This window comes from Micromonospora sp. SYSU B005, from assembly GCF_055362685.1.
The window spans coordinates 272,260-294,503 of sequence record NZ_JAXCFU010000002.1 but is presented as its reverse complement, the minus strand read 5'-3'; the positions used below and the strand labels follow the sequence as shown (position 1 = coordinate 294,503).

Annotated in this window: 21 protein-coding genes; 12 read left to right on the top strand and 9 right to left on the bottom strand. The window is 75.1% G+C overall.

Annotated features, from left to right (window positions below):
• Nucleotides 1-11: 11 nt before the first annotated feature.
• The 4 genes from SM452_RS06565 to SM452_RS06550 all read right to left on the bottom strand — a co-directional run bounded on the left by SM452_RS06565 (nucleotide 12) and on the right by SM452_RS06550 (nucleotide 6,533).
• A complete protein-coding gene (locus SM452_RS06565; protein WP_262011759.1) occupies nucleotides 12-2,108 on the bottom strand; it encodes an APC family permease in 2,097 nt (698 codons plus the stop codon).
• 63 nt (nucleotides 2,109-2,171) lie between these two features.
• The gene (locus SM452_RS06560; protein WP_262011760.1) at nucleotides 2,172-2,609 is read right to left on the bottom strand and encodes a hypothetical protein; all 438 of its coding nucleotides are present in this window, start codon (nucleotides 2,607-2,609) and stop codon (nucleotides 2,172-2,174) included.
• Nucleotides 2,610-2,705: 96 nt separating this feature from the next.
• Nucleotides 2,706-3,476, bottom strand: a complete 771-nt coding sequence (locus SM452_RS06555) for a DUF5995 family protein (RefSeq protein ID WP_194799235.1) — start codon at nucleotides 3,474-3,476, stop codon at nucleotides 2,706-2,708.
• Between the two features lie 117 nt (nucleotides 3,477-3,593).
• On the bottom strand, nucleotides 3,594-6,533 hold the full coding sequence (locus SM452_RS06550; protein ID WP_463839498.1) for a helix-turn-helix transcriptional regulator: 2,940 nt from the start codon (nucleotides 6,531-6,533) through the stop codon (nucleotides 3,594-3,596).
• Between the two features lie 268 nt (nucleotides 6,534-6,801).
• Between SM452_RS06550 and SM452_RS06545 the strand changes: the two genes are divergently transcribed.
• Nucleotides 6,802-8,805, top strand: a complete 2,004-nt coding sequence (locus tag SM452_RS06545) for an adenylate/guanylate cyclase domain-containing protein (RefSeq protein ID WP_262011762.1) — start codon at nucleotides 6,802-6,804, stop codon at nucleotides 8,803-8,805.
• Nucleotides 8,806-8,885: 80 nt separating this feature from the next.
• Here the strand turns inward: SM452_RS06545 and paaI are convergent, their stop codons facing one another.
• Together paaI and paaK are read right to left on the bottom strand one after the other, a co-directional pair.
• Nucleotides 8,886-9,293 (bottom strand): hydroxyphenylacetyl-CoA thioesterase PaaI, encoded by a 408-nt coding sequence (gene paaI, locus SM452_RS06540; RefSeq protein WP_463839497.1) that lies wholly within the window; start codon nucleotides 9,291-9,293, stop codon nucleotides 8,886-8,888.
• A 1-nt stretch (nucleotide 9,294) separates the two neighbouring features.
• A complete protein-coding gene (gene paaK / locus SM452_RS06535) occupies nucleotides 9,295-10,602 on the bottom strand; it encodes a phenylacetate--CoA ligase PaaK (RefSeq protein WP_355508099.1) in 1,308 nt (435 codons plus the stop codon).
• 215 nt (nucleotides 10,603-10,817) lie between these two features.
• Here paaK and SM452_RS06530 point away from each other — a divergent pair, with 215 nt between their 5' ends.
• Both SM452_RS06530 and SM452_RS06525 read left to right on the top strand, forming a co-directional pair.
• Nucleotides 10,818-11,300, top strand: coding sequence for a FluC/FEX family fluoride channel (locus tag SM452_RS06530; RefSeq protein WP_355507892.1), 483 nt, complete (start codon nucleotides 10,818-10,820; stop codon nucleotides 11,298-11,300).
• Between the two features lie 22 nt (nucleotides 11,301-11,322).
• On the top strand, nucleotides 11,323-11,685 hold the full coding sequence (locus SM452_RS06525; RefSeq protein WP_262011765.1) for a fluoride efflux transporter FluC: 363 nt from the start codon (nucleotides 11,323-11,325) through the stop codon (nucleotides 11,683-11,685).
• Nucleotides 11,686-11,694: 9 nt separating this feature from the next.
• Here SM452_RS06525 and SM452_RS06520 read toward each other — a convergent pair whose 3' ends face one another.
• Together SM452_RS06520 and SM452_RS06515 are read right to left on the bottom strand one after the other, a co-directional pair.
• Nucleotides 11,695-12,027, bottom strand: coding sequence for a hypothetical protein (locus SM452_RS06520; protein ID WP_120569611.1), 333 nt, complete (start codon nucleotides 12,025-12,027; stop codon nucleotides 11,695-11,697).
• An 88-nt stretch (nucleotides 12,028-12,115) separates the two neighbouring features.
• Entirely contained in the window at nucleotides 12,116-13,375 is a 1,260-nt protein-coding gene (locus SM452_RS06515) for an MFS transporter (RefSeq protein ID WP_463839496.1), read from the bottom strand.
• Nucleotides 13,376-13,492: 117 nt separating this feature from the next.
• Here SM452_RS06515 and SM452_RS06510 point away from each other — a divergent pair, with 117 nt between their 5' ends.
• Nucleotides 13,493-14,482 carry a LacI family DNA-binding transcriptional regulator gene (locus tag SM452_RS06510; RefSeq protein WP_355507897.1) on the top strand — a complete coding sequence of 330 codons (990 nt, stop codon included), beginning with the start codon at nucleotides 13,493-13,495 and terminating at the stop codon, nucleotides 14,480-14,482.
• 7 nt (nucleotides 14,483-14,489) lie between these two features.
• On the opposite strand, the gene SM452_RS06505 is transcribed toward SM452_RS06510, so the two are convergent.
• Complete coding sequence (locus tag SM452_RS06505) at nucleotides 14,490-14,927, bottom strand: FUSC family protein (protein ID WP_463839495.1); 438 nt, start codon at nucleotides 14,925-14,927, stop codon at nucleotides 14,490-14,492.
• 288 nt (nucleotides 14,928-15,215) lie between these two features.
• Between SM452_RS06505 and SM452_RS06500 the strand changes: the two genes are divergently transcribed.
• From SM452_RS06500 to SM452_RS06465, 8 genes are all read left to right on the top strand, one after another.
• A complete protein-coding gene (locus SM452_RS06500; protein ID WP_463839494.1) occupies nucleotides 15,216-15,521 on the top strand; it encodes a hypothetical protein in 306 nt (101 codons plus the stop codon).
• A 145-nt stretch (nucleotides 15,522-15,666) separates the two neighbouring features.
• Nucleotides 15,667-16,494, top strand: a complete 828-nt coding sequence (locus SM452_RS06495) for an LppM family (lipo)protein (protein WP_262011769.1) — start codon at nucleotides 15,667-15,669, stop codon at nucleotides 16,492-16,494.
• Between the two features lie 139 nt (nucleotides 16,495-16,633).
• Nucleotides 16,634-16,978, top strand: coding sequence for a hypothetical protein (locus tag SM452_RS06490; protein ID WP_013286675.1), 345 nt, complete (start codon nucleotides 16,634-16,636; stop codon nucleotides 16,976-16,978).
• 13 nt (nucleotides 16,979-16,991) lie between these two features.
• Entirely contained in the window at nucleotides 16,992-17,600 is a 609-nt protein-coding gene (locus tag SM452_RS06485) for a glycine zipper family protein (RefSeq protein ID WP_463839493.1), read from the top strand.
• Nucleotides 17,597-18,277 carry a carboxypeptidase-like regulatory domain-containing protein gene (locus SM452_RS06480; RefSeq protein WP_262011772.1) on the top strand — a complete coding sequence of 227 codons (681 nt, stop codon included), beginning with the start codon at nucleotides 17,597-17,599 and terminating at the stop codon, nucleotides 18,275-18,277. Before SM452_RS06485 ends, SM452_RS06480 begins: the two co-directional genes overlap by 4 nt.
• A 16-nt stretch (nucleotides 18,278-18,293) precedes the next feature.
• Nucleotides 18,294-19,550 (top strand): phage tail sheath family protein, encoded by a 1,257-nt coding sequence (locus SM452_RS06475; RefSeq protein WP_357208898.1) that lies wholly within the window; start codon nucleotides 18,294-18,296, stop codon nucleotides 19,548-19,550.
• Between the two features lies 1 nt (nucleotide 19,551).
• Nucleotides 19,552-20,034 carry a phage tail protein gene (locus SM452_RS06470; RefSeq protein ID WP_013286679.1) on the top strand — a complete coding sequence of 161 codons (483 nt, stop codon included), beginning with the start codon at nucleotides 19,552-19,554 and terminating at the stop codon, nucleotides 20,032-20,034.
• 1,416 nt (nucleotides 20,035-21,450) lie between these two features.
• On the top strand, nucleotides 21,451-22,209 hold the full coding sequence (locus tag SM452_RS06465; RefSeq protein WP_463839492.1) for a CIS tube protein: 759 nt from the start codon (nucleotides 21,451-21,453) through the stop codon (nucleotides 22,207-22,209).
• Nucleotides 22,210-22,244: the final 35 nt, after the last annotated feature.

Here is a 22,244-nt window from a genome sequence, read left to right as displayed (position 1 = left end):
GCCCGCGCACCTCAGCCGCCCACGTGGATGCCGGGACGGCGGGTCGGGTCCGGCTCGGACTTGCGGATGATCTCCCGCACCACCGGCGGGGTGTCGCCCCGGCCGAGGATGAGGTAGCGCAGCAGGTGCGCGATCGGGTTCCCCTCGGACCACTCGAAGTGGCAGTGCGGGCGAACCCCCGTCGCGTCCCGCAACGCGAGCAGGATCGCGGCTATCGCGTTCGGTGCCGCCGGGCTGCTGGCGCGCAGGATCCGGTAGCCGCCGGACTCCACCCCGTGCACCCGCAGCACCTGGCTGAACTGGGACGGGTCGCTCACGTCGATCTCCAGGAACAGCACGTCGGCGGCGCCCGGCACCGGGTTCATCGACCGTTGCGCCCGTTCCTTGACCCGGTACTCCTTCACCGACCCGGTCTGCCGCTTGTTGGCGATCAGGTGCAACCGCCCGTCCCGGGCCACCGACTCGTCGACGAAGCGGCGGGCCGCCTCGTCGAACTCGATCCGCTCGGCGCGCAGCTCGGTGGTCCGGGTGACCCTGGAGATCAGCGACACCGCGACGATCCCGGCGATGAAGAACCCGGAGATGGTGATGCCGTCCGGCTTCTCCACCACGTTCTCCACCAGCGCGTACAGCAGCACGGCGGTGAGCGACGCGAACCCGGCCGCGGCGGCGCGGCTGCGGGCGCGCACCGCCGCGATGGTCACCGCTATCGCGCCGGAGACCATCATCGCGAGGATGCCCGTGGCGTACGCGCCGGCCTGGGCGTTCACGTCGGCGGAGAAGGCGATCGTGATGGCGATGCTGATCGCGGTGTAGACCAGCACCACCGGACGTACCGCCCGCCCCCACTCCGGGGCCATGCCGTACGACGGCAGGTAGCGGGGCACGATGTTGATCAGCCCGGCCATCGCGGAGGCGCCGGCGAACCAGAGGATGAGCACGCTGCTGATGTCGTAGACGGTGCCGAACGCCTCGCCGAGGTGCTCGTGGGCGAGGAACGCCAGCGCCCGGCCGTTCGCCGGCCCGCCGGGCTCGAACGCCTCGGGCGGGATCAGCACGGTGGTCACGAACGTGGTGGCGATCAGGTAGACCGACATGATCAGCGCGGCGGCGGTGAGCAGCCGGCGGGTGTTGCGGATCCGGGCGTCCAGCCGCCGCTGCGCGTCCTCGCCCTCGCCGCGCACCAGCGGCATCATGCTCACCCCGGTCTCGAACCCGGACAGGCCGAGCACCAGCAGCGGGAACGCGAGCACGCTGGTGACCAGGACGTCGCCGGGTCCGCCGGCGTCGGTCAGCCGGCCGGTCCAGTCACCGAGCAGGCCCGGGTCGGCGACGACCTCGGCCACCCCGGCGACCACCACCACCGCGTTCAACGCCAGGAACACCGCCACCAGCGGGATGGCCACCTGCACGGCCTCGCTGAACCCGAGCAGGAACACGCCGCCGAGCACGAGCAGCAGCGCCACCGTGACCAGCACCGCCGCGGTGCCGCCGTGCGGGAACGACCCGGGCAGCACCGGGTTCTCCAGCAGGTGCACGCTGGCGTCGGCGGCGGACAGCGTGATCGTGATGATCCACGAGGTGGCGACGAAGCCGAGCAGCACCAGCACGAAGATCTTGCCGCGCCAGAACGGCAGCAGCCGCTCCAGCATGGCCACCGAGCCCTGCCCGTGCGGGCTCTCCCGGGCCACCCGGCGGTACATCGGCAGCATCCCGAGCAGCGTCAGCGCCACGATCAGCAGCGTGGCCAGCGGGCTGAGCGCGCCGGCCGCCACGGCCGCGATCCCGGGCAGGTAGGACAGCGTGGAGAAGTAGTCGACGCCGGTCAGGCACATCACCTGCCACCACGGGTGGGACCGGGTCTGGTGCTCGCGGACCTCCGGGCCGACCGGCTCGACCCGGTGCGCGAACAACCACCGGTGCAGCCGGCCCGCCGGTGCCGCCGGCCGCGTCGGAGCCGCCACCCGTTCCGGCAGCTCCGGCACGGTACGACCGGCCCGCTCGGCGTGGTCGCCGTGCCGCCCGGCCCGGGCCGCCGCGGCCGCGTGCGCCTCCCGGCGCCGCTCCCGCGTACGCCGGGGCTGTTCCGGCTCCCCCGCCTGCCCCATCTGCTCCCCTTCGTCCCTATGACGACGGTAGGGGTTGTCCCGGGCGCGGCCCGGCCGAACCGGTCAAAGATCCGGTCCGCGGGTCAGCGCGTCGCGCACCGCCGCCGGGTCGGCCACGGTGACGGTGACCGCCGGGTGCCGCAGCCACGGGCCGGGGGCCAGCGCCGGTACCGGCTCGGCGAAGCGCAGGCAGAGCCCGCCGGCCACGCTGGCCCCGAAGGTCACCCCGCCGTCGGCCGCCGACAGGTGCGGGCCGATCGCCCGCCACCAGCGGTACGGCCCGCTCAGCTCGGCCCCGGTCACGTTGCCCGGCGTGGTGCGCAGCAGCCACGGCCCGAACCGGACGACGAGCGCGTCCGGGCCCCAGTCGAGCCAGGCCGTGGCGGGCCGGACGCCGAGCAGCGCCAGCGGCAGCCGGAACGCCGGGTCGAAGCGGAACGGGAAGCGGCGGACCGGGCCCGGCGGGAACGCCCCGGGGCCGGCCGGTTCGTCTGGTGGCACGGCGGCGAGGTACCCGGTGCGGCGGGCCCGACACCCGCGGGCGGCGTTCCCGCGTCCCGCGCCCGGACGGCGGGACGCGGGAACCCCCCGTCCCGGCTACTGCAGGAACGCCCCGAGGGGCGACAGCAGCAGCCGGCCGAGCAGCGCGGCGTTGTCGTCCAGCCGCGTCCGCTCACACTCGCGGGCGTCCGGGTCGTGCCGGCAGCGCCAGATCTTCTGCGCGTTGCGCCAGGCCACGTTCCGGGTGTACTCCACCAGTTCGCCCTGGTACCAGTCGTCGATCTCGCCGTTCACCATGTCGATCATGAGCTGCCAGTTGTCCAGGTAGCCACGGCGCAGGTCCGGGATCCGCTCGGCGAAGATCTTGTTGATCTCCAGGTAGTCGCGGTGCTGGTCACTGCCGTCGATCGGCTCGGACTCCAGGCTGTCGAACGTGGTCACCAGCGCGAACGGCAGGTCGTAGTTGATGTGCGCGTTGACGCCCGCGGCGGCCGACGGCAGCGGCCGGGCGTCCGGCCCGCGCATCCGCTTGAACAGGCACGACCACGCCTTCGGGGTGCTCGGGCTGGAGTCGGTCCAGAACCGCAGCGCCTCGAAGTAGCGGGCCGCGAACTCCACGTCCAGCCGGGCCAGGAACGCCGGGTCGCAGAACCGGTCGTCGTACAGGCCGTCGAGCACGGTGCTGGTGATGACCAGGTAGAGCTTGTTGAAGTCGGCGAGCGGGCAGCTCTCCTCCAGCGGCGGCAGCCGGACCAGCAGGTCCTGCAGCTTGGTCAGATGGTCCACGACCGCCGGCACGTCGGCGGGGTGATCGGCGAGCAACCCGACGATGTCCTGGTGCACAGGACCCCAGACCGGTTCGGTCATCTCTCCTCCACCGCGCCCCCGGCGCCCCCACGACGCCACCACCCCTGTTCCGCGGGACAGCCTGCCAGGCGTCGTCCACCCGGCGGATCCGTCGAACGACGTATTGGCGACGTACGCCTACTCCGCGCCGTTGCGCAGGAAGATGGCGCTGGCCTGCACCCGCGTGCGTACCTGGAGCTTGTCGAAGATGTGCGAGACGTGGACGCCGATGGTCCGCTCGCTGATGAACAGCCGCTGGCCGATCTCCCGGTTGGTCAGCCCTTCGGCGACCGCGGCGAGCACCTCCCGCTCCCGCGCGGTGAGCGTCGCCAGCTCGTCCACCGCCGGCCCGGCGGGCGCCGCCGCCCGCTGCCGGGGCACCGGTGCCGGATCCGGCTCGGCGTCCAGGGGCACCCGGGCCCGCGAGGCGATGGTACGGATCTCCGCGGTCAGCGGCACCGCGCCGAGCGACTGGGCCATCGCGTACGCCCGGTGCAGCAGCTTGCCGGCGGTGGCCACCCGGCTGCGGCGGGCCAGCAGCGCCTCGGCCTGCCGCAACCGCGAGTACGCCGCCGGATAGGGGTGGTTGCGCCGGTCCCATTCGAGCGCGGAACGCTCCCACAGCGCCGGGTCGCCGCGGCCGTCGTCGAGCCGGCTCAGCTCGGCGTCGCAGAGCGCGAGGAACCCCTCGGCGACGTACCGCACCGGCGCGCCCGCCTTGGCGCTCTTGCCGGTCACCCGGTCGACCACCTCGCGCAGCCGGCGTACCGCGTTCGGGTCCACCTCGATCGTGCGGCCGGCCGCCGCCTCGGCCTCCGCACGCAGCCCGTGCCAGGCCAGCGTGGCCAGCACGATCACGTCGTCGGAGCGGCTCTCGGTCAGGCCCCGCTGCACCGCCTGCCGGGCCAGGTCGTGCCGGCCCTGCCACATGGCCAGCCCGGCGCGCAGGATGAGCATCGGCAGCACGTGCCGGGCGCCGCCGCCGGCCAGCACCGTCGCCACCGCCTCCAGGTCACGGTCGGACGCCTCGACGTCGCCGTACCCGACGGAGAGCCGGCACCGGGCCAGCAGCAGCTCGACCGCGTCGGCCCCGGAGGGGCGGTGCCGCAGCGCGACGGCGACCACCTTCTCCGCCTCGGCCCACTGCCCCACCCGGAACAGCCCGTTCGTCGCCACCGCCAGCAGCCGGGTCTCCCAGGTGCGGCCTAGCCCCAGCTCGGCGACCCGGTCGGCGCCCCGGCGTGCCACCACCACCCCCTCCTCGAGGATGTTCAGCGGCCCGGTGAGCAGCTCGGCCAGGTGCAGGTACGCGCAGGCCACGTCCTCCGGCCGGCCGGACCGTTCGGCGGTGTCCAGCGCCCGGCGCATCACCGCCAGCCCGGCGGCCGGATCCTCCAGGAACGCCTCGCTGAACCCGAGCGCGGCGCTGGCCATCACCACCTCGGAGGTGGTGCCGGGCACGTCGGCGGCGAGCGCGAGGGCCTCCCGTGCCTGGTCACCGGCCTCGGCGTAGCGGCCCAGGTGCAGCAGCAGCTCGGCCAGCCGGGCGGCGGCCGTGCACCGCTCCCGCGGCGTGCAGTCGGGCGAGCCCAGCACCTGCCGGTACTCCTGCTCGGCGGGGGCGGACCGGCCGGCCGCGGCCAGGTAGCGGGCCCGGCGGATGCGCAGCGCGCAGACCGGCGGGCCGGACGGGTCGTCGGCCAGCTCCTCCAGCAGCGTCAGGGCGCGGGCGTGCTCCCCGCTGTGGTGCGCGGCCTCGGCGGCGTGGCTGAGCAGCTCGGCCCGGTCCACCTCGACCGGCTCGGGCCGTGCCCCGTCGGGCAGGACGGCGGCCGGCTCGGTGGCCAGGGTCAGCGCTGCCGACCAGTGGCGGTGCGCCTCGGCGTACCCGTGCAGCCGTTCCGCCTCGCGGGCCGCGGCCATCGCGGCGGGCAGCGCCCGGCCCGGCTCCCCGGCGTGCCGCCAGTGGTGGGCCAGCCGGGCCTGGTGCAGCTCGGCCGGTACGGCGGTGAGCGCCTCGGCGTAGCGACGGTGCAGCGCGGCCCGCTCGGCGGGCAGCAGTTCGTGGGCCAGGACCTCGGCGACCAGCCGGTGCCGCAGCCGGTAGCCGTCGTCGGCGCCGACCAGCAGCCGGTGCGCGACCGCCTCCCGGACCGCGTCGAGCAGCTCGTCCTCGGGCAGCCGCACCACCTGGGCCAGCAGCCAGTGCTCGACCGGCTCGACGCCGACCGCCACCGCGTGCACGACCGCGTGCGCCGGCTGCGGCAGCGCGTCGACCCGGTCGAGGAACACCTCGCGCAGCGTGTCGGAGAGACCGTCGCGGCCGTCGCGCCGGTCGCGGGCCAGTTCCTCCACCACGAACGGGTTGCCGCCGCTGCGCTGCCAGAGCTGGTCGGCGGCGTCCGGCGGAAGCGGCGCGCCGACCACGGCGGCGGCCAGCTCGTCGGTGGCGGACCGGTCCAGCGGCAGCAGGTCGATCACCCGTACCGAGCGCAGCCGGCGCAGCTCGGTGAGCACCCGGCGCAGTGGATGCGCGCCGCGCAGCGACTCGGCCCGGATCGCGGCCAGGACGGAGAGCTGGAGGTCGCCGAGGCCGGCCAGCAGGTAGAGCAGGAGCTGGCGGGTGCTGCGGTCGACCCACTGTAGATCGTCGAGGACGAGCACCAGCGGCCGTCCGCCGGCCACCACGTGCAGGCCCTGCGCGACGCGTTCCAGCAGCGCACCGGCGCCGTCCGGGCCGGGGGTCTCCTCGTCGAAGACCTGCAACACCCCGCGGATCGCCGAGGTGGTGCGCGCCTCGGACTGCTCGGCCTCGAGCCGGCGCAGCGCCTGCCGTACCGGGTGCAGCGGCGAGGCGTCTCCGATGTCGAGGCAGGTGCCGGTGAGCACCAGCGCGCCGGTCTGCCGCAGCTGCTCGCCGACCTCGGTCAGCAGGCGGGTCTTGCCCACTCCGCTCTCTCCGGTGAGGAACACCGCGCCGGTCTGCCCGGGCCGCAGGTCGTCGTAGAGCGCCGACCGCAGCGTCGCCATGGTCCCGGTACGGCCGACGAGCGGTGCCGTGTCCACGTCGCTGGCCATGGAACGCAGCCTAGTCACAGGTCCCCGCACCGTTCTACGGCCTCCGGGCCGGACTCGTACCTCTCGCGTCGACTACACGACTAATGGTTGCGGGTGCCCGACATACGTCGTCCTACAGATCCCCCGAGAACCCGGTGGTGAAAGTCTGCGGAGGTCGTCGGGCACCGCTATCGGGGAAAGGGTGGGTGCGATGTTGATCACCACGCCCGTGGGGAGTCGGGAAGCCGTCATCGCGGCGTGCCGGCCGGTGCCCGAGGAACGACGGATCGTGACCGTCCTCTTCGTCGACATCGTGGGCTCGACCCGGCTGGTCGAGCAGCTCGACCCGGAGGACGTGCGGGCCTTGCAGCGCGCCTACTTCGGCACCGTCGCCTCCGTGCTGCGCCGCTGGCGGGGCGTGGTGGAGAAGTACGTCGGCGACGCGGTGATGGCACTGTTCGACGCGTCCGGTTCGGACGGTCTCGACGCGTACCGGGCGGTGCGGGCCGGGCTGGACATCCAGGCCGCGCTGGCGCGGCGGCGCCCGGCCGGCGTCCGGCTGAGCGTGCGGGTCGGCGTGGCGACCGGTGAGGTGCTGCTGGACCTGGCCGGGGTCCGCGACGGCGGCCACGGCGCGGCCAGCGGCGCGGTGATCACCACGGCGGCCCGCCTCCAGGAGCACGCGCCGCCCGGCGGGGTCGTGGTCTGCCCGGCCACCCGGGACGCGGTGGCGGGGCTGGTCGAGCAGCGTCCACTCGCCACCCTGACGCTCGCCGGCAAGACGCTTCCGCTTGACGTGTGGCGGGTGACCGGGCCGGCCGGGAGCCGGCCGGCCCGGCACCGCGTCCCGCTCGTGGGCCGCCGCCGGGAGCTGGCGAGCGCGGCCGACGAGGTGACCCGGGCGCTGCGTGAGCGGCGTCCCCGCTGGATCTCACTGGTCGGCCCGCCGGGCAGTGGCCGCAGCCGGCTGCTGCACGAGGTGACCCGCGCCGTGTCGAGCGTGGACGGCGTGCCGGTGCGCCGGCGGGTGACTGCCTGCCCGCCGTACCCGTGCGGGGAGCTGGCGCCCCTGGCCGACCTGGTGCGGCCCCGGCCGGACGCGACGGGAGTGGACGGCCCGGGCGGCGTGCTGGCGGCGTTCCTGGCCGCGCCGGACGACGACACGGTGGCGCAGCGCGCCGTGGTCGCCTGCCGCGAGGCGCTGCTCGGCTTGGCCGCCGAGGCGCCGGTGGTGGTCGCGGTGGACGACCTGGACCGGGCCGCCCCGGCGCTGCGCCGGTTCCTGCACCAGCTCCACGTGGCGGCCGGTGAGCGGGGACTGCCGCTGGCGGTGGTCACCACCTGCGGATCCGGCTCGGCCGACCCGCTGCCCGCGCCGGCGCGGCGGATCCCGCTGGAGCCGCTGGGCCCGCTGGACACCGGGCGGCTGCTGCGGCACCTGCTCGACCGGGCCGGGCGGCCGGCCGCGCTCGCCGCGCGGCTGGTGACGCTGGTCGGCGGCAACCCGGCGGTCGCGGCGGCGTACGCGGGCGCGGAACCGTCCGGCGTACCCGCCGCCGCGCGCCGCCTGGTGGACGCCCGGCTGGACCGGCTCGACGGTACGCACCGGGCCGTGCTGCTGGCCGCTGCCGCTTCCGGCGGTCCGGCCGGGGCCGCCGCGGTGGAGGCGATGCTCGGCTGGCCCGCCGGCCGGGCCGAGCCGGTGCTGCGGGCGCTGGCCGCGGCGCGGCTTCTCCACCCGGTCGCGGCGGGCCGCTGGGCGGTCGACGCGCTGGTGGCGCGGGTGGCCGCGCTGCGCCTTTCCCGTGCGGTACGGGCGGACTTCGCCCGCCGCCTGCGTGCCGCGAAGGACACCGCTGCCGGCCGTGTGCCGGGAGCGGCGACCGGCGTCCCGTCCCGGGGCGCCGGCGAGCGGGAGGTCTGCCCGCTCGGGGCGGGGCGGTCGCGCCGGTCGGGTGGAGGGGCCCGACCGGCGCCCGTCCCGCCGGACCGGACCGATGCCTGCGACACGGTGCCCGGGCAGCCGGGCCGGGCCGGCGCGCTCCCGGCGGAGCCCGGACGGGCGGGCCAGCCGGTGCGGGCCGGACCGGCGGCCGCCGCGACACGGATCGTCCCGGGTGTCACGGCGTGGCCCGGGCAGCGGAGCAGCCCGTCGTCCGTAGTCGCAGCCTGGCCCGACCCGTCACCAGTGGTCACGGCGGGGCGGGAACGGCGGATCGGTCCGCCCTGGCGGGTGGGCCGGAACCGGCGAAGAACCGAGCCCGGCGGGCACGCGCTCGGGCTGGCGGCATGACGTCCGGGTCGGAGCGGGCACGGGGCCACTCCGGCCCGGACGTCACTCGGCGGGCAGGTCGGTCGGGCGGGCCGGACGGATCAGTCGCGGGCGATGGTGCGGCTGCGGCCCCGGAACTCGGCCACCACCTCGTCGCCGCGCCGTACCGTCACGTCGTAGATGCCGCTGCGGCCCTGCCGGACCCGCTCGGTGGCGTACGCCTCCAGCAGGTCGCCCTCGCGTACCGGGCGCAGGAAGCTGATCTCGCCGCCGGCCGCCACAGTGGCCGGGCCGTGACTGTTGCACGCCAGCGCGAACGCGGTGTCGGCGAGCAGGAACACGAAGCCGCCGTGCCCGATCGCGTGCCCGTTGAGCATCGCCGGGGTGACCCGCATCCGGGCCACCGCCGCGCCGTCGCCGGCCGCGACGAGCTCGATGCCCAGCCCCTTGGACGCCACGTCGGCGTCGAACATGTCGTGCGCCGCGGTACGGCCGCCGTCACCGCTCATCTCAGGACTCCCGCCGCTGGTCGACGATGCGGCGCATCTTGCCCATCGAGCGTTCCACCCCGTCCGGCTCGATCACCCGTACCGCCACCGACACCCCGATCGTGTTCTTCACCTGCTCGACGAGAGCGGCGCCGGCCCGCTCGGCCTCGTCGGCGGCGGCGCCCGCGCGCCGCTCCACGTGCACGGTGAGCGTGTCGAGCCGGCCCCGCCGGTCGAGCACGCACTGGAAGTGCGGCGACAGGGCCGGGGTACGCAGGATCAGCTCCTCGATCTGCGTCGGGAAGACGTTCACCCCCCGGACGATCATCATGTCGTCGGTCCGTCCGGTGATCTTCTCGATCCGCCGCATCGGGCGGGCGGTGCCGGGCAGCAGCCGGGTCAGGTCCCGGGTGCGGTAGCGGACCACGGGCATGGCCTCCTTTGTCAGCGAGGTCAGCACCAGCTCGCCCCGCTCCCCGTCGGGCAGCACCTCCCCGGTCATCGGGTCGATGATCTCCGGGTAGAAGTGGTCCTCCCACAGGTGCAGGCCGTCCTTGGTCTCCACGCACTCGACCGCCACGCCCGGGCCCATCACCTCGGACAGGCCGTAGATGTCCAGCGCGTGCATGTCCAGGCGCTGCTCCAGCTCGCGGCGCATGTCCTCGGTCCACGGCTCGGCGCCGAAGACGCCCACCCGCAGCGAGGTGGTGCGCGGGTCGACGCCCTGGCGTTCCATCTCGTCCACGATGGCGAGCATGTAGCTCGGGGTCACCATGATGACCTCCGGTTCGAGGTCGCGGATCAGCATGACCTGGCGCTCGGTCATGCCGCCGGACACCGGGACGACCGTGCAGCCCAGCTCCTCGGCGCCGTAGTGCGCGCCGAGCCCGCCGGTGAACAGCCCGTAGCCGTACGCGACGTGCACCCGGTCGCCGCGGCGGCCCCCGGCGGCGCGGATCGAGCGGGCCATGAGCTTCGCCCAGGTGTCCAGGTCGGCGCGGGTGTAGCCGACCACTGTGGGACGGCCGGTGGTGCCGGAGGAGGCGTGCAGCCGGGCGACCCGCTCGCGGGGCACCGCGAACATGCCGAACGGGTAGTTCTCTCGCAGCTCCGCCTTCGTGGTGAACGGGAAGCGGGCCAGGTCGGCCAGTTCACGCAGGTCGTCGGGGTGCGCGCCGAGGGCGTCGAACGCGCGCCGGTAGTGGGGCACGTTGTCGTACGCGTGCCGCAGCGAGTGCCGCAGCCGGTCCAGTTGCAGCGCGCGCAGCTCGTCGACGCCGATCCGCTCGACGGGATCCAGCTCGTCCGGACGGGGCGTGCGCTCCTCCACGGTGACCTCCTGGCACGACGGGCCCCGGACGCCGCGCGCCGGGCGCTGCGCTCACCGTACGCCCGCCACCCCCTCCTCACCCCCACCCCCCTCCCCCGCGATCTTGCACTTGCCGCCCCTCGGGTGTCCGCTTCGCCCGCTGTGCCGGGGCCGAAGTGCAAGATCGCCGAGAGCGGGAGGCGGGGCGGCGGGCGGGGTTATGCTCTCGGGTGCTGGTGGGAGGTGTCGTGTCGGATCCCCGGGTCGATCCGGATGTCGACCTGCGCGTACCGGCCGACCGGTCGGAACTGTCCGCGCACCCGGCGGCCGTGCTCGGCGTGATCGCCGCCGGTGGCGTGATCGGTGCGCTGGCCCGGGCCGGCGCGCAGGTCGCGGTGCCGCACCGGCCCGGCGAGTTCCCGTGGGCCACGTTCGCCGTCAACGTCGCCGGGTGCCTGCTCATCGGCGTGCTGATGGCGATGCTCGCCGCCCGCCCGGCCCACCCGCTGACCCGCCCGTTCCTCGGGGTCGGCGTGCTCGGCGGGTTCACCACGTTCTCCGCGTACGCGGTCGACGCGCAGCGGCTGCTGACCGACGGCGCGGCCGGTACGGCGGGCCTCTACCTGGCCGCGACGGTGCTCGGCGCGCTGGCGGCGGTCGCCGCCGGGGACACGGTGACCACCCGGCTGCTGCCCGCCCGGGACGGGAGCCGACGGTGACCGCCTGGGACGGGAGGCGACGGTGAGCGTTCTGCTGATCGCGCTCGGCGCCGCGATCGGCGCGCCGCTGCGCTACCTGACCGACCGGGCGGTGCAGGCCCGGCACGGCTCGCCGTTCCCGTGGGGCACGCTCACCGTCAACGTGGCCGGGTCGCTGCTGCTCGGCGGCCTGCTAGCGGCGCCCGTCGACCCGGGTGTGGCAGCGCTGGTCGGCACGGGCTTCTGCGGCGCGCTGACCACGTGGTCCACGCTCAGCTACGAGACGCTGCGCCTGGCCCGCACCGGGAAGCGCCGCCTCGCGTACGCGAATGTGGCGCTCAGTGTCGTCGCGGGCCTGGGCGCGGCGTTCCTGGGCTACGCCTGCGTCACCGCGCTGACCGGCTGACCGCGCCGGTCAGCGGGCCCGGCGTTCCGGGTGAGCCCGGTTCCATGCCCGCATCCGCTCCGGGTAGCCGGTGCGGGCCGCCTCGTACAGCGGCACCGCGTGCTTCTGGGCGATCCGGCCGGCGACGCGGGGCGAGCCGGTACGGCGGCGGATCCACTCGCCGTCGTGCGCGATGGCGACGACTGTGGTGTCGGTGGCGGTGGTCTCCGGTTCCAGGTAGAACTCGACCCCGCGCCGGCTGGTGACGAACGCCTCCAGCTGCGCCAGGTCCTCCTTGGTCGCCTCGCGGTCGAGCTTCGTGGGCGTCGTCGGGTCGGCGGCCCGGCGGCTGAACCAGCCCATGCCCGCCTCCTCTCCTCGGCGTTCGCTCCAGTGCAGCACGCCCGCCTGGCAGGCGGCTGGGAGCGCGGTGGGAGTCGGCTGGAGCGGCTCAGCCGATCTTCGCCGCCGGGGTTCCGGCCTGCGCGTCCGGCGCGGCGCGGCGCTCCCGCAGCACCGGCACCAGCGCGAGCGTGGGCAGCAGGAGCAGCGGCACCACGCCGAGCGCGGACAGCACGCCGAAGTGGTCGCCGAGGAAGCCGAGCAGCGGCGGTCCGGCCAGGAAGGCGGTGTAGCCGATCACGGCGACCACGCTCACCCGGGCGGGGGCCCTGTCCTCGTCGTCGGCGGCGGCGCTCATCCCGACCGGGAAGCCCAGTGAGGCGCCGAGTCCCCACAGCGCCACGCCGGCCACGGCGAGCGGGCCGGAGCCGGCCAGCACGGCGAGCGCGGCGCCGGCGGACGCCATCGCGATGGTCCCGTACAGCACCGGCACCCGCCCCCACCTGTCGATGGCGATCGTGCCGACGGTGCGGCCGAGCGTCATGCCCACCACGAACACGCCGAACACGGCGGCGCCGACGGCCTCGTCGACCTCGTACCCCTCCACGAACGCCACCGCGAGCCAGTCGTTGGCGCTGCCCTCGGTGAATGCCATGACCAGCACGAGCAGCCCGATCAGCAGGGTGCGGGGCTCGCGCCAGGCGGCCAGCAGCGCCCGCCGCCGGGCCGCCGCCTCCCCGTCGCCGGCCGCCTCGGCCGGTGCGGCGAGGAACGCCCGGGCTCCGAGCAGCGTGCCGGCCAGGACCAGCACGGACAGGACCGGCAGATGCACCCCGACGGGTACGCCGAAATGCGCCGCCCCGGCGCCCAGCCCGGCCCCGGCCACCGAGCCGAGGCTCCAGGCGGCGTGGAACCGGGGCAGGATGGTGTACCCGAGGCGCTTCTCCACCGCCGCGCCCTCGACGTTCATCGCCACGTCGCACATGCCGGAGCCGAAGCCGAACGCGGCGAGCCCGAGCCCGACCCCGACGGCCGATCCGGCAAGGCTGGCGGCGAGACCGGCCCCGGTCAGGCCGAGCGCGACGAGCACCACCGAGACGGCCACCGTGCGCGTCGGCCCGAGCCGCTGGGTGACCAGGCCGGCGGTGGGCATGGCCAGCAGCGAGCCCGCGGACACGCAGAACAGCAGCAGGCCGAGCCGGCCCGGGCTGAAGTCGAGCGCCTCCTGGGCCGCCGGGACCCGGGAGAACCAGCTCGCCACCGCGAGCCCGTTGAGGGCGAAGACGACGGCGACGCCGTTGCGGGCGGTCAGCACCGCCCGGGGCGCCGGTGGCCGCTTCCCGGCCGGTGCGTCGATGGTGCTGCTCACGGTGCGGTGGTCCCTTCCCCCGTCTGATCCCGACGACAATCGCACACCTGAGAGCGCTTCCACCACAAGCGCCGTTAAGGCTTCGCCCATCCGCGCCGGAGCAGGCATGATGCGGACATGGGTACGCCGACCGCACGTCCCGCCACGCTCGAAGACGTCGCCCGCGACGCCGGGGTGTCCCGGGCCACCGCCTCCCGGGTGCTCGGCGGCTACGGGTTCGCCTCGGCGGACGCCCGTGCCCGGGTGCGGGCCGCCGCCGAGCGCCTCGACTACGTGCCGGACCTCGCGGCCCGGGCGCTGGTGCGCGGGGCCGGGGTACGCCTGGTGGTGGCCGTGGTGGGCCGCGACGGCACGGTGCTGGACGACCCGTACGTGCACCGGGTGGTGAGCGCGGCGTCACGGGTGTGCGCGCCGCACGGCGTCGGCGTGGCGCTGGAGTGGCTGCCGCTGGCCGACCCGTCAGGGCTGGCCCGGCTCGGCGCGGACCGGGGCGTGTGCGGCGTGATCCTGGTCAACACGACCCAGGCCGCGCTGGACGCGGTGCCGCCGAGGCTGCGCGGCCGCGTCGTCTCGATCGGTCAGGGCTCGCCGGCGGTGCCCTCGTTCGACGTCGACAACGCCGGCGGCGCGGGCGAGGTGCTGCGTCACCTGTACGCCACCGGCCGCCGCCGCATCGTCATGGTCACCGGGCCGCGCTGGCTGAGCTGCGCCGAACGGTCGGTCACCACGTACCGGGAGCTGATGCGGGAGTCGGGGTCGCCGGAGCGGCTGGTCACCGGCGACTTCACCACGGCGCGGGGCGGCCGGGCGGCGCTGGAGGCACTGCGCCGGTGGCCGGACGCCGACGCGGTCTACGCGGCCAGCGACGCCACCGCCTTCGGCGTGATCGCGGCGCTGCGCGGGCGCGGCGTGCGGGTGCCGCACGACGTGGCGGTGGCCGGGTTCGACGACCTGCCGTACGCGGCGATCAGCAGCCCGCCGCTGACCACCGCGACACATCCGGTGGACCGGATCGCGGCCGCCGCGGCCACGGCCGTGCTGACGCGCGCGCCGGCCGCCCCGAGCACCGCGTTCCCGTCGACGCTTGTCGCCCGGGAGAGCGCCTGAGCACCGGTCACTGCCCGGCGAGCGGGACGAGCGGCCGGCGGACGTTGAGGACCTGGCTGGTGACGAGCGCGACCACACCGCCGATGAGCGCGTCGACGAACCGCACCGGCACGAGCGTCTCGTTCGGTGGCGACACCACGGCCAGGTAGAGCGCGGAGAGCGTGGCCTGCACGGTGCTGACCGAGCTGGCGCCGACCGCCACCGCCAGCGTGACGGTGAGCAGGACGACCACGAGGACGGTGCTGGTGGTGCGCGGGCCCAGCGCCTGCACCACCAGCTCGGCCACGAGCACGCCGACGGCCACGCCGAGCACCACCTCGGCGGTACGGCGGATGCGCCGGCCGGGCGCCAGCCGTGCCGGAGCCGCCCGGCCGCCTGCCGGAGCGCCGACGCGGCCCGGCTCGCGGTCGCTGTCATCGCTTCCCTTCCGGTCTGCGTACCTCACCTGCGGCCCGGCGGACCGGCCGGTGGCCGGGCGCGCGGCGGTTCACGCTGCGGTGGACGTGTTCGGGCCGGTCGGCCCTGGCCGTCGCCGGGCGGACGTCCGTCAATGGGTACGGGAGAAGGAGGGGTCCGATGGGCGGGGTCATGACGTGGATGTACCGGGGCGGCCGGCCGAACCGGCTGGCCCGGGTGATGAACGCGCTGTCGGCCTGGCAGTACGGCGCCGGCCTCGCCCCGCGGCACTGGGTGACGATGGAGGTGCCGGGCCGCCGGACCGGCCGGACCGTCGGTGCCGATAGTGGTCGCCGACCTCGACGGCGAGCGGTACGTGGTGTCGATGCTGGGCGCGGGTGCCAACTGGGTGGCGAACGTGCGTGCCGCGGACGGGCGGGTGGTGCTGCGGCGTCGCCGCCGCGAGCCGGTCCGGCTGGTCGAGGTGCCGGTGGCACAGCGGCCGGCGATCCTGCGGCGGCACCTGGCGCTGGCCCCTGGTGCCCGGGCGCACGTGCCGGTGGACCGGCACGCTCCGCTCGCCGAGTTCGCCCGCGTCGCCGCCGGCATCCCGGTGTTCCGGGTCGTGGCGGGCACCGGATGAGAACACCCGGACACAACATTCCAGAATATCGAGCGCGACGGTTTCCCGGGGTCGGCCGAATGGGAGAGACGGCCGGTAAGATCGGCGACACGAAGGCGGCTGATCGCTGACTGTCGCGCCCGCCGCGGGCGCTCACACTTGCCGCATGAATACGAGACTCCGCCGCAGCCGGGCATTCGGACTCGCGGTGTGTCTCGCCCTCGTGGCGATATTGAGCGGCTGCATGCAGCTCAACCTCGGGCTGACCGTGAACGATGACGACACGGTCTCCGGTCAGCTCCTGCTCACCGCGCCGAAGTCCGTGCTCAAGCAGCGGAACCCGGATCCGGCGGTGGCGTTCGCCGAACTGCGGCCGAACATTCCCTCACTTCCGCCCGGAGCGGAGACCCGGTACGAGGACGCCACCTCGTACGGCATTCAGATCACGTACCGGAAAACGCCGCTGGCGCAATTCACGAGCGAAAGCGTGAATCTCGTCCGGGACGAGGATCTCATTCGCTTCTCGCTCCCGCTGGACCCGAAGAAATACGGCGGCAAGTTCGGACAGCAGGATCCGCGCCAGCAACAGGCGTTCATGACCTTGATGGAGTTCGAGATCTCGGTGACGTTCCCCGGCCGGGTGCTCGACACGAACGGCACGATCACCGGACGCTCGGTGAGTTGGAAGGTGGTCGCCAACCAGCCCAAGCCGGCCGAGTTGCGTGCCGTCGCCCAGGCGCCCCCGCCGCCCGCCACCAGCCCGGCGGCAGTGGTGACCGGGGACGGCTCCTTCCCCTGGCTGCCGGTCGTCGCCGGCGCGGTCGTGCTCCTGCTTGTCGTCGCCGTGGTGGTCGTGCTCCTGCTGCGCCGCCGGGGCTCCCGCGGCGGCCCGGACGCGACGGCCACCGCCGGCCCGGGTGCGCCCGCCGGCCCCGCGCCTGCCGCCACCACGGGCTCGGCCGCACCGGCACCACCCGCCGGTCCGCCGGTCTGAGACCCACCGACCACCGACGGCGTCCGCGCCGGCGGCCCACCAGCACACCGGGCGGAACCCGGGGTTCAGCGAACCCGGACGCCGCCGCACCACTCCACCCCGACCGCACCACCGCACCATCGAAAAGAGGGGGATCGCCGTGAACGATCTCTTCACCTGGGCCGCCCTGGGGAGCCTCACCGGCGCCAGCGCCGCCACCCTGCTCGCCACGAACGTCATCGGCGGGCTGATCGGACCGAGCGGCGACAAGGCGCGCAAGTGGATCGCGCTGGGCGTCGCGCTCCTGCTGTCCTACCTGACCGCCGCCTTCGCCGACGACGCCGGCCCGGAGAAGTGGATCATCGCGTTCTTCAACGGTCTGGTGATCTTCTCCGCCGCGCTCGGCGTCAACCAGCTCCCCCCTGGCAACCGGCAGGCGACGCAGGCGTCGCCGACCCAGCTCGCCCAGGGGCAGGAGCCCCGCTTCGTCCGCTCCTGGGTCTGAGAGAGGTGACCCCATGATCTTCGGCATCCTCAGCGCGGCCGTCCAGGTCGTCTTCGGCGCCCTGCTCGGGCAGCTCGCCGCCGGCACCGTCGGCCTGCTCGTCGGCGCGGTCGTCGGCCTGCTCGTCGGCGCGCCGTTCGGCTGGGCGTCCGCCTCCGCCGGCACGTACGGCACCGGCCCTAAGGGGATCTTCCTCTTCGTGATCGATCACACCTGGAGCCTGCTCAACACGTTCGCCGGGGCGCTCTACCTGGCGCTGCACCTGGTCTTCGGCCACCAGCTCGACCGGGTCGTCTCGGCCGGCAGCGGCCGGGTCAACGTCGTCGAGGGCGTCTCCCCCCGGTACGCCACCACGATCGGCACCGTCTGCGCCGGGTCCAGCCCGGGCATCCAGCGGCACGAGGACGTGCACGTGTTCCAGGCCCGGCTCCTCGGCCCGTTCTACCTGCCGCTGGTGGCGCTCAACTACGTGCTGTTCACCATCGCCCCGGTGTGGCTGCTCTGGCACGACCACACCAACGCGCCGATCAACCGGTTCACCCGCTACTTCGAGATCGGCGTCTACCCGCACGTGTGGAACGAGGCCATCGCGTACCGCATCCAGGGGACACCACCGCGATGACCGGCGCGATCGAGGCGGCCGTCGCGGACGTCGCGAGCTGGCTGGCCGGGGCCGCGGGTGAACCCGTACCGGTCGGTCCGCCGCGCGACGACCCCGGCGGCGGCCTCACGGTCTGGCCGCTGGAGCTGCGGCCGGCCCGGCAGACCGCTACCGGCGGCGCGACGCGCGAGCCGTACCGGTTCGTGGTCCGCCTGCTGGTCTCCGGCGGCGGGCCGGCGGCGCTGCCCGCGCTGGACCGGGTGCTCGCCGCCGCCACCACGGCGGGCCGGCCGGAGCTGGTCCTGGACGCCGGCGACCCGGCGCTGTGGCGGGCGCTCGGCGTGGCGCCCCGGCCCGCGCTGCTGCTGGACGCGCCGGCCCGGGTGGAGCGGCCGGTCCCGGTCGCGCCGCCGGTACGGCAGCCGCTGCGACTGCGGCAGCTCGGCATGCGCACGCTCGACGGCCGGGTGGTCGGCCCGCAGGACCAGCCGCTCGCCGCCGTCCGGGTGGAGCTGGTGGGCACCGCCCAGGCCACCGAGACCGACGCCGCCGGCCGGTTCCGGCTGGCCGGCGTGCCGCACGACCCCGCCGCGCCGGACGCCCCGGTGCGGATCCGGCTGGTCGGCGCGGGACGCGTCCACACCGCCGAACTCGATCCGGACGGCGACCACCTGATCGTCGTCCGCGCGCCCGACTGACGTCCGAGGAGGACCGATGCCCACCTACTTCTCCCCCGGCATCTACGTCGAGGAGGTGCCCAGCGGGGCCCGCCCGATCGGGCCGGTCGGCATGAGTACCGCCGCGTTCGTCGGGGTCGCGCCCGACCGCGGCGCCCACGTCGGCGAGGCGCTGGCGGTGAACAGCTGGACCGAGTTCCTGCGGCTGTACGCCGACGGCGAGCAGCTGGAGAGCACCCCGCTGGCCCGCGCCGTGTTCGGCTTCCTGGACAACGGCGGCACCCGCTGCTGGGTCGTCAACGTCGGCGAGGGCGGCCGGCTCACCGGCACCGGCGGGCGGCGCGGCGGCCTGGAACTGCTGGAGGCGATCGACGAGATCTCCATCCTGGCCGCGCCCGGCTACCACGACCCCGTGTCGCACGAGGCCCTGATCAGCATGGCCGAGCGGCTGCGCACCATGGTCGCGATCTGCGACCCGCCGCCGGAGGTCACCGACGTCTCGCGGCTCACCCGCGTCGCCACGCCGGGCAAGCCGCCGAAGCCCGCGTCCGCCGGCGCGGCCGCGTCGTCCGACAAACCCGCCGAGGGTACGCCGGGCGACGGCGACGGCGAACCGCCCGGCACCGGCGGCGACCGGCCCCGGCAGTCGGACTTCGCCACCTTCTACTTCCCGTGGATCCGGGTCCGCGACCCGCTCAGCGGCGACCTCGTGCTCACCCCGCCGAGCGGGCACGTCGCCGGCATCTGGGCCCGCACCGACGCGCTGCGCGGCGTGCACAAGGCGCCGGCCAACGAGCCGGTACGCGGGGCCGTCGACCTCGCGTACCGGGTGACCCGGCCGGAGCACGACGTGCTCAACCCCAAGGGCGTCAACGTGATCCGGTTCTTCGCCGGGGAGGGCATCCGGCTGTGGGGTGCCCGTACGCTCGCCGCCGAAGCCAGCGAGTGGCGCTACCTGAACGTGCGGCGGCTGTCCATCTCCATCGAGCAGGCCATCGCGGGCGGCACCCGGTGGATGGTGTTCGAGCCGAACGACTTCACGCTGTGGCGCTCGATCCGCCGCGACATCGGGGCGTTCCTCACCCGGGTGTGGCGCGACGGCGCGCTGCTCGGCCGAACGCCCGAGGAGGCGTTCTTCGTGAAGTGCGACGAGGAGACCAACCCGGCCGACGTCCGCGACGCCGGGATGGTGGTGGCGCACATCGGCATCGCCGTGGTCAAGCCCGCGGAGTTCGTGGTGTTCAAGCTGAGCCAGTGGGCCGGCGGCACCGAGACCGAGACGATCGGAGGCTGACATGCCCACCACTGCGACCCCGCAGCCGGGCGCACCCGTCGACCCGTACCGGGCGTACCACTTCAAGCTGCTGATCAACGGCATCACCAACGGGCACTTCACCGAGGTCAGCGGCTTCGAGGTGGCGATACCGGCGCTGTCGTACCGGGAGGCGGGCAACGAGCGCATCCGGGCCGTACCGGGCCAGGTCGAGTACGCCCCGGTCACCCTCCACTTCGGCCTGACCAGCTCACGCGAACTGTGGGACTGGGTGAACGCGGCGGCGAAGGGCACCGTCAACCGGCGCAACGTGTCGGTGGTGCTGCTCGACCCGGCCGGCACCGCCGAGGTGCTGCGCTGGAACATGATCAACGCGTGGCCGACCCGGTGGCGGGGCGCGCACCTGAACACGCTGTCGCAGGAGATCGCCATCGAGGCGCTGACCCTGGCGTACGAGGGCCTGGAGCTGGAGGCCGGCGGTGCCGCCGCCCCGGCGACCGCGTGACCGGCTGGCCCGCGCGTTGCGGGCCACCGCCGATCGCCTGTCCGGACCGGCCCCGGCCGAGGACGCGCCATCCTCCCCCGGACAGCCGCCCGAGCACTGGCGGCTGCTGGTGGCGGCGCACGCCCCCGGCCTGCTGCGCGACCTTCCCCCCTCCGCTCCTCCCCCGCGCTCCGTCGAAGGGCGCCGGAGGGGGCGGTGGCGGAATTGGATGGCACGTGTAATCGACGGAATTGCCGGATCCCGCAACGGCCCGTCGAGATCTTGGTACGAAGGGGCCCCCATAGGGGCCGTTTCCTACCAAGATCTTCCGCAGGTCTTGGAGAGTGGGACGGGGATCTCGGTTGGTGGGGAGGACACGGCGGGGGCGGAGACGTTCCCGCCAACGGTGGACGCTCGGTGCCGCTCGCACGACGTGGTACGCCCGGGCGGCGCCGGGTCACGTGAGGACCCTCCGGCATGCGAATGCGTAACGTCACCCGGCCCAGCCGGATCGGGGTGCGTCGCCGATCGATCCGGGTCGCGGGACGCCCTCGGCAGTTCAGGCACCCACGGCACCCCGGCCACCGGCACCAGCACCAGCACCAGCACCAGCACCAGCACCAGCACCAGCTTCACAGCGACCGCCGACACCGGACGAGCACCAGGGGCAGGCACCGGCAGCAGCGATCGCAACGGCACCGACAGGTTCAACGACACCGACAGTTCCGCCGGCATCGGTACCAGCGCGCCCACCAGCGCTGACCGGCGCACCGGCCCGGACGGCAGCAGTGACGCGATCGGATCGCGAGGCCGCGTCGCGTCCGGCGACCCGGCCCAGCCGTCAGCCCCGAAGCGATGGCCCGGTCGCAGCCCGGGTCGGGCGGACGCGCTCCGGAACCTCGCACAGGTCCGCCGAGGCCGGGCACGGCACCGGGATGACGACGCCGGGGCGGACCTCTCGCCCGATCGAGGGGATGTGCTCCCGCTCGTCTTCGCGGCTGCGCCACCGTCGTCGCAGGGACCGGCCGCACGCACTAGGGAGGACCGGGCCGGGCCGGCGAACGGTCACGACGGACACGGGCCCGTGAGTGGCCGCGGCCGAACCGGGCCGGCTGACGGTCGCGGCGGAGCCGTCGACCACTACCCGGCCGCGCATTCGCCGTACCCGAACGGACACGACCCGGCCACCGGCGACGAGTTCCGGACGCGACAGTGGCAGCGACCCACGCGACCCCCGTCCGGCAACCCGTGGCCGGTCCTGCCGGACGACGCCGGCCCGGCCCGGACGACGAGCCCGGCCGGCGCGGCCCGGGCGACCGACGGCGGAGCACACGCGGACCCGTGGCCGGTGCTCCCGGCCGAACCGGCGTGGCTTCCGACACGGACCACGCCGTGGGGTGACACGGCCCGGCTGGACCGGGAACAGGCGGGTGACTGATGGAGCGCGTCGCCTTCCTCGTGGACGAGTCCGGTACCCGCGTGGACTGCCTGCTCAACCCGGAGACCGTGCAGGTGACCCGGCTGGCCGGGGTACGCCCGCGCGGCGGGCCGGACGGGCCGCTCACCGGCGCCGGACTGGCCGACGACCCGCTCGTCTTCACCGGCGGCGGACGTACCGAACTGGTCCTGGACCTGCTCTTCGACGTCGACTTCGTGGAGTCCCCGGCCCGGCCCGAGGACGTCCGCGCGCTGACGCGGCCGCTGTGGATGCTGGCCGAGAACTCGGCGGTCGAGCACGGCTGGCTGCGCCCGCCGCTGGTCCGCCTGGTCTGGGGCAAGACCTGGAACGTCCCCGGTGTGATCACGGCGATCGCCGAACGGTTCGACGCGTTCACCCTCACCGGGACGCCCCGGCGGTCCTGGCTGCGGTTGAAGCTGGTCCGCGTCGCGGAGGGCGCGGAGGCGGCGCGCGCCGGGTTCGAGGAGGAACTGGCCGCCGCGAGCACGCCCGCCGTCGCGCCCGGTTCGGCGGTGGTCGCCGCCGCCGACGGCGCGGCCGAGCCGGGCTGGTCCGGGGTGCGCTTCGACCTGCTCGCCCACGACGCGCTGGGCTCGCCGCTGCGGTGGCGGCTGCTCGCCGAGCACAACCGGATCACCGACCCGCTGACCGTGCCGGCCGGCACCGCGCTCGCCGTTCCGCCGGTCGGCGCCGCCGCGTCCCCGCCGGATGCCGTCACCACGGGAGGCACGCCGTGACCCGCCACGCGACCAGCCCGGCGCGGCGAGCGGCC

What these genes read in the sequence shown, in the direction of transcription:
- SM452_RS06520 (WP_120569611.1), bottom strand. Translation starts at nt 12,027, where the DNA reads ATGGGCTGGTTCAGCCGCCGGGCCGCCGACCCGACGACGCCCACGAAG.
- paaI (WP_463839497.1), bottom strand. Translation starts at nt 9,293, where the DNA reads ATGAGCGGTGACGGCGGCCGTACCGCGGCGCACGACATGTTCGACGCC.
- SM452_RS06470 (WP_013286679.1), top strand. Translation starts at nt 19,552, where the DNA reads ATGCCCACCACTGCGACCCCGCAGCCGGGCGCACCCGTCGACCCGTAC.
- SM452_RS06550 (WP_463839498.1), bottom strand. Translation starts at nt 6,533, where the DNA reads ATGGCCAGCGACGTGGACACGGCACCGCTCGTCGGCCGTACCGGGACC.
- SM452_RS06555 (WP_194799235.1), bottom strand. Translation starts at nt 3,476, where the DNA reads ATGACCGAACCGGTCTGGGGTCCTGTGCACCAGGACATCGTCGGGTTG.
- SM452_RS06510 (WP_355507897.1), top strand. Translation starts at nt 13,493, where the DNA reads ATGGGTACGCCGACCGCACGTCCCGCCACGCTCGAAGACGTCGCCCGC.
- SM452_RS06475 (WP_357208898.1), top strand. Translation starts at nt 18,294, where the DNA reads ATGCCCACCTACTTCTCCCCCGGCATCTACGTCGAGGAGGTGCCCAGC.
- SM452_RS06480 (WP_262011772.1), top strand. Translation starts at nt 17,597, where the DNA reads ATGACCGGCGCGATCGAGGCGGCCGTCGCGGACGTCGCGAGCTGGCTG.
- SM452_RS06485 (WP_463839493.1), top strand. Translation starts at nt 16,992, where the DNA reads ATGATCTTCGGCATCCTCAGCGCGGCCGTCCAGGTCGTCTTCGGCGCC.
- SM452_RS06495 (WP_262011769.1), top strand. Translation starts at nt 15,667, where the DNA reads ATGAATACGAGACTCCGCCGCAGCCGGGCATTCGGACTCGCGGTGTGT.
- SM452_RS06465 (WP_463839492.1), top strand. Translation starts at nt 21,451, where the DNA reads ATGGAGCGCGTCGCCTTCCTCGTGGACGAGTCCGGTACCCGCGTGGAC.
- SM452_RS06565 (WP_262011759.1), bottom strand. Translation starts at nt 2,108, where the DNA reads ATGGGGCAGGCGGGGGAGCCGGAACAGCCCCGGCGTACGCGGGAGCGG.